The 8,277-nt window shown below is 54.1% G+C and carries 9 protein-coding genes; 5 read left to right on the forward strand and 4 right to left on the reverse strand.

Going from position 1 to position 8,277, the window contains the following annotated elements:
- The first annotated feature begins 264 nt into the window (after positions 1 to 264).
- The 4 genes from HY36_RS11230 to HY36_RS11245 all read left to right on the forward strand — a co-directional run bounded on the left by HY36_RS11230 (position 265) and on the right by HY36_RS11245 (position 5,784).
- Entirely contained in the window at positions 265 to 939 is a 675-nt protein-coding gene (locus HY36_RS11230) for a polysaccharide biosynthesis/export family protein (protein ID WP_081806160.1), read from the forward strand.
- Positions 940 to 956: 17 nt separating this feature from the next.
- Positions 957 to 3,188: a GumC family protein gene (locus tag HY36_RS11235; protein WP_051602736.1), complete on the forward strand. Its 2,232-nt coding sequence runs from the start codon at positions 957 to 959 to the stop codon at positions 3,186 to 3,188.
- Between the two features lie 143 nt (positions 3,189 to 3,331).
- The gene (locus tag HY36_RS11240; RefSeq protein ID WP_155841877.1) at positions 3,332 to 4,375 is read left to right on the forward strand and encodes a hypothetical protein; all 1,044 of its coding nucleotides are present in this window, start codon (positions 3,332 to 3,334) and stop codon (positions 4,373 to 4,375) included.
- A 2-nt stretch (positions 4,376 to 4,377) separates the two neighbouring features.
- Positions 4,378 to 5,784 (forward strand): O-antigen ligase family protein, encoded by a 1,407-nt coding sequence (locus HY36_RS11245; RefSeq protein ID WP_035552697.1) that lies wholly within the window; start codon positions 4,378 to 4,380, stop codon positions 5,782 to 5,784.
- Positions 5,785 to 5,891: 107 nt separating this feature from the next.
- Here HY36_RS11245 and HY36_RS11250 read toward each other — a convergent pair whose 3' ends face one another.
- Together HY36_RS11250 and HY36_RS11255 are read right to left on the reverse strand one after the other, a co-directional pair.
- Positions 5,892 to 6,044 (reverse strand): hypothetical protein, encoded by a 153-nt coding sequence (locus HY36_RS11250; RefSeq protein ID WP_155841879.1) that lies wholly within the window; start codon positions 6,042 to 6,044, stop codon positions 5,892 to 5,894.
- 121 nt (positions 6,045 to 6,165) lie between these two features.
- Positions 6,166 to 6,570 carry a hypothetical protein gene (locus HY36_RS11255; protein ID WP_035552702.1) on the reverse strand — a complete coding sequence of 135 codons (405 nt, stop codon included), beginning with the start codon at positions 6,568 to 6,570 and terminating at the stop codon, positions 6,166 to 6,168.
- Between the two features lie 332 nt (positions 6,571 to 6,902).
- Between HY36_RS11255 and HY36_RS18890 the strand changes: the two genes are divergently transcribed.
- Positions 6,903 to 7,166 carry a PilZ domain-containing protein gene (locus HY36_RS18890; protein WP_162175987.1) on the forward strand — a complete coding sequence of 88 codons (264 nt, stop codon included), beginning with the start codon at positions 6,903 to 6,905 and terminating at the stop codon, positions 7,164 to 7,166.
- Between the two features lie 512 nt (positions 7,167 to 7,678).
- Here the strand turns inward: HY36_RS18890 and HY36_RS11260 are convergent.
- Positions 7,679 to 8,041: a hypothetical protein gene (locus tag HY36_RS11260; RefSeq protein WP_035552705.1), complete on the reverse strand. Its 363-nt coding sequence runs from the start codon at positions 8,039 to 8,041 to the stop codon at positions 7,679 to 7,681.
- Between the two features lie 27 nt (positions 8,042 to 8,068).
- The coding region (locus HY36_RS18665) for a hypothetical protein (protein WP_206741190.1) at positions 8,069 to 8,277 on the reverse strand (209 nt) is incomplete at its 5' end.

Below are 8,277 nucleotides of genomic sequence, written 5' to 3' on the forward strand. Positions count from 1 at the left end.
GAAGTGATCCTCGGCTTCCTTCGTGAGAAAGAACTGCTCAAGATTTGAAGTCTTTCCGCACAATCCGCAAACGTATGATCGAAAGATGAAATGAATAGACTTCTTCGCTCGCCAAATCCTCAACCGGGTAACCCGAATTGGTGACTTCTTCACGCTAGGATATCGCCCTATCACAGGGGCAGGCACTCACGATTTGTCATCGTCTAACCACCTGACCAGGTGGGCACGAGAGACAAGCGTAACACTTAACCAAAGAGGTGGGGTATGAGATATCTTCCAATGATATCTGCTCTTGCGGTGCTTGTCGGATGTTCGTCATCCGGCAAGGGCAATCTGGAATCCTATGCACTGCCATTGCCGGACAATACGTTTCCGGTTCGCTCAGCAGATTTTCGCGCTGGGCCGCTGGACAAGATCGAAATCAAGGTTCTCGACCTGCCAGATCTCGACGGCACCTATACGCTTAACATTGAAGGGCGGACAAAGCTTCCCTTGCTCGGTGACATGAACCTTCTAGGTCTGACCGCACTGGAAGTAGCAGAACTGATCGAAGTCAGGCTTGCCGAATCCTACCTTCGCTCACCAGACGTCGTAGCCTCTCTGACACCGGCCTATATTGAACAGGTCACCGTTGAAGGCGCCGTGGAATCCCCCGGCACGTATGATGTTCGTCCAGGCCTGACCTTGCTGGAAGCGGTCGCACTGTCCGGTGGCGCTGCAGACGATGCCAACCAAAGACGCGCAGTCATCGTTCGCCGGGTTGACGGCCAACGCCTGATGGCAACGTTTGACCTTGTTGCAATCCGCGAGGGTGAAGCCGCAGACCCACCCATCTACGGAAATGACCTTATCATCATGGACGGATCGATGGTCCGCAGCGCCTTCCTGGACATCGTCCGTACCGGTCCTCTCCTCGCCGCTTTCCGGCCCATCTGGTAATTTAGAAGCGTACAATTATGTCGACAGGAATCTATGACGGCCGAGATGGTCATCCCGGCAATCTCAGCGTGGTGGGAAACAGCGCACCTGTACCCACGACGGCGAACCGGTACGGGGAAGCGCCTGAGTCGGACGAGTACGCGATTGAGTTGCGCGCGCTTGTCCAGATCATTTTCAAACGCAAATGGATGATCATGTCATTGCTGATTATCGGCCTCACGGCCGGTTATCTCAGCACACTACTGGTTCCTCCCCTCTATCGCGCAAAGGCAACGATCGAGATTGCCAAACACGCAGCTCAAGTCCTCTCGGAGAGCTCTGTTACTCCCCAGGTTCAGGCTGATCCGGAATTTGTCGAAACACAGTCAGCCTTGCTGAAAAGCCGGGAACTCGCCCAACGCGTGGTCGAACAGCTTAATCTGGACCAGGACCCGGTCTATGCCGACCAGACACTGCCACAACAAGATCGGGTTCATGCCGCAACCCAATATCTATCGCAGAACTTGCGGGTGAACGTTGAGGGGCTCTCGCGATTGATTGCCGTGCGGGTTTCCTCTCCGGACCCGGAAGACGCAGCGCGTATTACCAATACGCTGGTCGAAAATTTCATTCAGACGAGCCTCGAACGAAAATACAACACGACCGCATATGCGCGACACTTTGTGGAGGACAGGCTGGAGTCCGCACGCCTTTCATTGGAAGATTCCGAGTCCTTGCTCGCCAGCTATGCCGCAGAACAAGGACTGGTGAATTTCGGTGGCAACAGTTCCATCTTTTCCCTGGATGGCGAGACCATCGTTACCCTGAACAAAGAACTCGCAACAGCAGAATCCGAACGTATTGCCGCGTATCAGAAATACATCAAAGCGGAAAATAGCCCAATCACCTTGGACGTTCTGGACAGCCCAGACCTGAAAAAGTTGCGGGAGCAGCGCTTCCAACTGGACACAGAGTACCAGAACAAGCTCGAGATTTACCGTCCTGAGTATTCAGAAATGACGGAGTTGAAGCGCCGTATTGAACTGACGGATCGAGAGATCGAAGCTGAACGCACCCGAATTGTCGATGCACTGGAAACCAGCTTTCGAGCCGCCGAGGCCAAAGAAGCATCGCTGCGCGAGCGAATTGGTGAACTGAAAACAAAGCTGATCGAACTTCGTACTCAAAGTGTTCAATATGGCATCCTGGAACGGCAGGTCGAGACAAACCGTTCTCAATATGATGCTCTACTGACCCGACTGAAAGAATTGACAACCGCAGAAGGGATTGGTGCCAGCCAGGCATCTGTGGTTGACCGGGCGATCGCTCCAACTCATCCCTTCCAGCCAAGCCTCGGCAAACACCTTCTGCTTGCGACCATACTCAGTCTTGCTGCCGGTATCGGTCTTGCCATCCTCTGGGAGTATATCGACGATACCATCCGTGTTCCGGAGCAACTGATTTCAAAACTCGGACTTCCAATCATCGGCATCGTACCCGTGGCAAGCAAGAGCTCTGATCTTGTGCAGGACATGATGAAGAATCCAAAGGATTCACTTGCTGAAGGGTATTTCTCAATTCGCGCCAACCTCCTGTTCAGTACGAATTCCGGAGCTCCACGCTGTCTCTCCCTGACAAGTGCGTCTCAGGCGGAAGGTAAATCCACCTGCGCCGTGGGGCTGGGTCTGGCATTCTCGCGGAGCGGTCAGCGTGCGCTTGTTATTGATGCAGATATGCGCAGGCCAAGCTTCGTCGTGGACCGCAATCTCTCTATCGGTCTGTCAGGACTGCTTGCGTCAGACGCCGATGCGATGGAGCACATTATTGCCGGTCCGACAGAAAATCTGTTCCTGCTGCCAGCGGGCCGTATTCCACCGAATCCGGCAGAACTTCTATCCGGACACAGACTCAACGAAATTCTGGAACAGTTGAAACAAGTTTTCGATATTGTGATCGTTGACTGCCCGCCCGTGCTGGGATTTGCCGATGCGCCCTTATTGGCAGCGGCTTGCGACGCAACAGTGGTTGTCATCAGCTCAGGAAAGTCTAGACGCATCACCATACGTCGTTCACTGGATCGTCTGGTGTCTACACACGCACAAACCGTTGGCGCCATCCTCACCAAGTTTGATGCGCGCAAAGTTGGCTATGATTACGGCTATTACTACTACAATTACGGCCCGGGCGCGTACGATTATGCCCGGCCGAGCGCTCGCACAGAGAGACAATCTCGCAAGATCACGCTGTTCAAAGATCAACTAGACGACTGACGTCGCCAAGGCAGCACATGAATTGGCGCGGTGTTTTCTCGATCCTCACGGCAATCATTTGTTTCGCAATCGGGTTTCTGCTTGTGTCACAATTGCGGTTCTCCAGCACCGCGCCCGGGGAAGAGATATCAGGACTGGCAGGCATGGCCCTCACAGCGGAACATGCTAAAAGTCGCCTGGTAAAAAGTCTGGGGAGCGATACACCCGTAAATACCGCTGCCATCCAAGCTTTGGCAGTGCGGGAGCCGTTGGATGCGTTGCCATACATCGCAATGCTGCCTGAAGCACTCGCGAATTCTGATCATGAAGCGGTACAACACCTCAGCACTCGCATTCTGTACCGCGCTCCACGCAATAAATTGGCGTGGAAGGCGCGACTGACTTTGGCCGCTCGGCAGGGCGACGCCGAAGGAGCGATAGCTGCGCTGGACAGGCTCTATCTTCTGGATAGCCCCCAAAGGGAAACCTATGATGGCATACTCGCGGATATCGGCCTATCTGCTCAAGGGCGCCAGGCATTCTTGGATGCAATAGCCAAGCGTCCGACCTGGGGCCGAACGACATCTCTGAAGATCATGGCTCAAAGCGATGACAATGATTTGCTCATGGCTCTGGCTCGTGCGTTTCCAGAAAACCAGAGCACTTTTCTGGAGAAACTCACGGATCAAGGAAATTGGGCTGGCGCACATTTCGCATTTCAGTCATTCGTGGGCCCTGATGTCCGGAGCACCGCAACGGCTCCTTTTGATCCCTCATTCCTCGGACTATCTGCACCGCGCCCATTCAATTGGCTTTATAATCCCACCCATACGCGTCTTGAGGCTCGAGGCGGACTGTCAGCTTCCTTTCCCGGCCGCAGCCGCGTATGGCTCGCACGGCAAGCAATTTCTTTGCCCCCAGGCCCCCACTCCCTATCGGCCGCCATGAGTGGGCACATGTCTCCGGAAGGTGGGTATTTCCGCTGGGAAGTATCCTGCATAGACGGCAGCAGGATTGACTATCTCAATGTGAAGGACCTGTTGCCGGTCCGGCATACCTACACGACGTCTTTCAGCATACCGGCCGACGCTCCCTGCGACTTTCAATATCTGGCGCTTTTTGGAATGGGCGGCGCGTTTCCGACTAGCGCGCGGACAATCGTTCATGAAGTGACCATAACGCCAGCAATTGACAGAGGCGTGCCCTGATAATGTCATTCCGCAATGCCGCCGCGACCGTCCTTCCGGTCGCATACCTTTTGCTCTGCCTTGTTCTCGGCGGATCGAGTGCCAAGAATCAGTTGCCGCATTTGTGGCTTCAATTGATTTCCACAATCCTGATCGCTGGCGTAATCTATTCCGCAACATCTCCGATGCGGCATCGACCTGCGATGATCATTGTTGCTGCGCTTCTTGCCATCGCCGTATGGCCGATCCTGCAGCTTCTGCCTTTGCCTGCCGGTATGTGGGAATCCCTGCCCGGTCGTGACGTGATTGCTTCAGACTTGCTCGACCTGGGCATCAGCTCCCTCCCGAATATGCCTGTGAGCTTTTCGGGGCAGGAAACGTCCAGAGCCGTGCTGGCGACCCTCATTCCAATCACATTCATCCTACTGGTTGCGGCGTTCGGAAATGAATCCGGGCCACAGACCATCTCGTGGGGTATACTGATATGCGGGGCTACGAGCGCGCTTTTGGGACTACTCATGGTCGTCCCCATGAGCCCCCTCAGGGCGTTGTTGTCAGGGCTTCTCCCATATGATCCAGCAGCGGGATTCTTCGCGAACGCCAACCATCAGGTGACTTTGCTACTCATGTGTCTTCCCCTGTTGGCCGGCATGTCGGGACGGCGCACAGCCCCCAATCGATCACGACAGCACGTCTTTTTCCGACAGACCATACTTGGGGCTTTGTTGATACTTTTCCTATCTGCAATCTGGGCAGCAGGTGTACGCGCAAGTTACATTCTCATCCTGCCTGTCAGCATTCTATCGCTTTGCATCCTGCACAACTCATTTTCTAGACGAGCAGCCATCGGAAGCCTTGTATTGATTGTGGCGAGTGTCGCGGGCTCCATACTGCTCGCCGTGAATGCCCCAGCCCTTGAAGGAGTGGCATTCGCAGATTTCTCGATAACAGACAAAGGACGTCAGGAGATCGTTTGGCCGACATCAATCGAAATGCTGAAGGATCACTGGATGTTTGGCACGGGACTCGGCACGTTCTCAAATGTATTCATGCTCTACGAAGATCCCAACACGGTGAAATCCGTGTGGATAAACCATGCGCATAATGAGTATTTACAAGTTGCAATCGAACTCGGCATTCTGGGTGTACTTGCAATGATTGTCGCGCTTGCAGTTTACCTGAAAGTCACGATCAAAACCTGGACAGAATCTCCAGACCCGGACAGTCCTCTGCGCCGTGCAGCAACTGTATCTTGTCTGGTTGTGCTGCTTCACAGCCTTGTTGATTACCCGGCCAGAACTCCTGCCATCCTCGTTGTCCTGACGGCTTGCTTCATTCTTGCTGTTTGGCCGAAAGGTTTGGCGACGCTGGCTATCTCGCGACGACCATCCAGCACACGCAATCGCACCGCGCGCGGTATCGAAATCTGAACCGGGGGCGCAAGCGTTTCGCAAACTGAAAACTCAAGCACCACTCACTTGTATCTACCCCTGTCGAACCAGCCTCCCTTGACCTTGGCCGACACTGACAGATCAAATCAGGTATTGCCTGTAGTGATCTCAGTATATCCGGAACGGATTTCTTTCATCCGACGTTCTTTGGCATGATCGCTTGCCCACCACGCACCTATGAGGAACGCAAACGAGCCAACAAAACACAAAGAAACCAGGAAAGCATAGAAGATCAGCATTTGCCCCTCCAAATGATAGTCGACTTCTGGGTACATAGTTTTTGCATTCGCCACTACCTCCCTGCTCGGCACCCCAAATGGGTCCCCCTCGCCCGGGCTGAACTAAATATTCACGCGGTCGCTACACCATTTTAAATTTCTGTCTCAGTCGCCACAAAGGAACGGGCAAGAACGCCAGAAATACACCTGCGCAGCTTGCCAGAAAGTCCAACACGCTCAGTTGGCGACCGAAATAGGGCTGGATGACCTCGATCCCGGCAGCCAATATGACGAGAGTCATTACGATAAACCACCAAGCCCTCTTCGTGATTGTGACAAGAGCCAGCAGCGACAAGGCATAGAAAGCAAGAAAGTGGCGGTCTTTGTCTATCCACATATGGTTTGGAGAAACGCGCCACTCTAGCCCTATACTCAACCATATAATCAGCAGGAAGAATGCTGTTCCAGTTGCCTTCAGAAGGTATAGCATCCATCGAAACCAAAACCCCGGCTTGGGCGCCCCCTCCTCACACTGCAAATCACGCATCCAATTTCTCCGCATATGCCGCCAATTTGAGACGCGCGCAGCCCTTCCCAACTCCAAGGGCATCTAGACGATGGTCGACATAGTCGAACCTTGAAGCAACAGGCATTCCCGAATGGACCGCCATTATGGGGCACCCGCGATCATCACACCCTCCTGAGTATCGCCAGATTAAGCATAGGGTATTCGCGGCTATCCAAATGTGTAGCGGTTACGGGTCAGTTTACGATCCCGCTTAGGCCCTCCAAAATTCAGTCTGCAGTCATAGGCACGTGTAGACGCACATTGGCGAGGCTCAGGCAGTGAATAGTTTGGTCGGGGGGAGCAAGTACCAAGTGGAAACGAGAAGATCTCATCGACGGCGAACATTGAAGTGTGGGCGGATACGGTTCAACGAAGACCGCTGCACAATGGATATCCGTATTCTGAATATGTCAGATAGCGGATTAAAGTTGGAAACCCACACGATCTGGCCGTGCCCGTCTTCCTTCACCGTCGAAATCTCGAATCCAAATTCCAATTGTCCGGAAGTCCGTGAGTGTGAACTTGTATGGCAGAAAGGGCTCGAAGCCGGCGTAAGATTTCGCGACTCCGCCTGAGATGCACCGCCTCCCGAAGTCTTAATTGGCTCCCATCTCGAAATCCCCCGCCCCTGTCCTTCCTGACCGCCTCATCATTGCGATGATGTCCGGCCTGGAAGGGCAGGAATGTCACGGTGTGGTCACAGCAGTTTCGATTGCACGACCACCATGCACAGGCGCATCTGCAGCTGTTTCAAATTCGCTACTTTGTAGAGAAAGCTCCAGTGGTGCCGGCTGAGGGACTCGAACCCCCGACCCTCTGATTACAAAAATCGGAACAAGAATACGGCAATCACCTAAATGCTTTAATTACAGAGCACTAGGGTTTTCTCGAGATCATGGATTGTCAGGAAATGACGTTAAAATCCGCATTTTGCGCGCCAGTTGCGCGCCAGTGAGCTATGCATTCGTGCGCATGGCAGGGCACTTTGACGACCGGAAGCACTTGTTTTTCGCCGCCATTTCCGGCGCCCATTGATGCTGCCCCAAGCCGGGGCAGACATCTACCTTGGGGCGGGCTCTTGCCGCGACTAATCCTGAGGTGGCTCTTGCCCATCAGGCGGAACCTCACCAGGCGCCTCCGATGTGTCAGCAGGTGCGGGGGACGCGCTGTCGCCGGGTACAGGCGGAGAAGTTTCCGCGGAAGCCGGAGCCGTGCCTTCCGAATCCGGGAGGGGCTCTTCTTCCGGAGGCGGAGCGGCAGGCTCTTCTGAAGACGGCAGCCCCGGCTCCACCGTTTCAGCAGTCCCTCCCGAGCCGGAACCTGATGTCTCATTCGGCGGTTCCGGTTGAGGCGCGTACACTTCACTCGTCGGCTGATTTGCTTCCGGCTTGTTACAAGCAGCCATCAACAGCAAAGCCATTGTTGCTGGCAAAAGGATGGAAAATTTCATTGGCCTGTTCCTTCCTGAAAGGCGGCTTTATGCTTGCAGTAGTTTGCTCTGGAACTCGCCTTCACGGTTGACTTTTCTCAATTCCGGCCCGGCACCGTAGTCTCCCATCGAGCAGAGTTCTTTGTACCTGGTGACCTGAGCCCCGTCTGGTCCCGCATTTGAATGGAGAGTCTGTCGCAAGTGAACCGCTCCCAAAATTGCCCTTATTCGGGGCTGGAGTTTTTGGCGCTTCCTCA

The organism is Hyphomonas atlantica corrig., assembly GCF_000682715.1.
Lineage (GTDB): Bacteria > Pseudomonadota > Alphaproteobacteria > Caulobacterales > Hyphomonadaceae > Hyphomonas > Hyphomonas atlantica.

Coding starts and splice junctions, on each gene's coding strand:
- HY36_RS11240 (WP_155841877.1), top strand. CDS start 3,332: ATGGCCCTCACAGCGGAACATGCTAAAAGTCGCCTGGTAAAAAGTCTG.
- HY36_RS11260 (WP_035552705.1), bottom strand. CDS start 8,041: ATGAAATTTTCCATCCTTTTGCCAGCAACAATGGCTTTGCTGTTGATG.
- HY36_RS11245 (WP_035552697.1), top strand. CDS start 4,378: ATGTCATTCCGCAATGCCGCCGCGACCGTCCTTCCGGTCGCATACCTT.
- HY36_RS11230 (WP_081806160.1), top strand. CDS start 265: ATGAGATATCTTCCAATGATATCTGCTCTTGCGGTGCTTGTCGGATGT.
- HY36_RS11235 (WP_051602736.1), top strand. CDS start 957: ATGTCGACAGGAATCTATGACGGCCGAGATGGTCATCCCGGCAATCTC.
- HY36_RS11250 (WP_155841879.1), bottom strand. CDS start 6,044: ATGCTGATCTTCTATGCTTTCCTGGTTTCTTTGTGTTTTGTTGGCTCG.
- HY36_RS11255 (WP_035552702.1), bottom strand. CDS start 6,570: ATGCGTGATTTGCAGTGTGAGGAGGGGGCGCCCAAGCCGGGGTTTTGG.